At 72.7% G+C, this 836-nt stretch carries 2 protein-coding genes; both read right to left on the reverse strand.

Going from position 1 to position 836, the window contains the following annotated elements:
• Nucleotides 1–353, reverse strand: a 353-nt coding sequence (locus P3W85_RS11915) for an anti-sigma factor family protein (protein WP_430869538.1), incomplete at its 3' end; no start/stop codon positions are given.
• Nucleotides 350–836, reverse strand: a 487-nt coding sequence (locus P3W85_RS11920; protein WP_276264944.1) for an RNA polymerase sigma factor, incomplete at its 5' end; no start/stop codon positions are given. The genes P3W85_RS11920 and P3W85_RS11915, both read right to left, overlap by 4 nt.

Raw genomic sequence — 836 nt, forward strand, 5'->3', positions numbered from 1 at the left:
CCGGCCGCCAGGGTGTCGCCGCGGCCATGGGCCAGCCAGCCAATGGCGCCGCCCAGCGCCAGCGAAGCGATGCTGGCGGCCAGTGTCATGCCCCAGCCCGCCGGGCCACGCCCGCGACGGGCAGTATTGCCGCGCAGCCTTGCCGGAAGTGCGGTCAGGGGGACGGGCTCGTTAAGTACGCTGTCGAATGCCGCATGCAAGTCGCCCGCCTGCCGTCGCCAGCCACCGACTTTCTCGCCGGCTTCGCGGTGGGCGGCCAGGTAAGCCTCGACCTCGGCGCGGCGGTCTGGATCCAACTGGCCGTCGGCATAGGCATGGAGGTCAGCTTCGGTGACTGGGACGGGGGACATCATTTGACTCGCTGCAGTCCACCCGCGCGGCCGGCGGCCTGCGGGTTCGGCTCGGGCGCCGCGGCTGGCGCGCCATCCATCAGCACGCGCATCTGCTCGCGTGCGCGCGCCAGGCGGGACATGACGGTGCCCACCGGCACCGTCAGCACCTGCGCGGTCTCGGCATAGGTGAGTTGCTCCAGCCCGACCAGCAGCATGACCGCGCGCTGGGCCTCGGGCAGCCGGGCCAGCGCCCGGGCCAGATCCAGGCGCAGGCCGGGTTCGGGCGCAGCGCTGGGTACGTCGGGAAGCGTATCGGTAAACGTCACCAGATCGGCGCGCCGGTACGCGTTGATGCGCAGGCGGTGCATCATGGTCAGCAGCCAGGGCAGCAGGCCATCGGCACCATCGCCCCACCAGGCGCCCGCGCGCAGGCGGAAGCGCCAGCGGTAGCGCAGCGCGCGCTCCAGCGTGTCCTGCACCAGGTCGTCGGCCGCCGCCGCATCC

The sequence above is a fragment of the Cupriavidus basilensis genome (genome assembly GCF_029335485.1).
Taxonomy (GTDB): Bacteria; Pseudomonadota; Gammaproteobacteria; order Burkholderiales; family Burkholderiaceae; genus Cupriavidus; species Cupriavidus basilensis_E.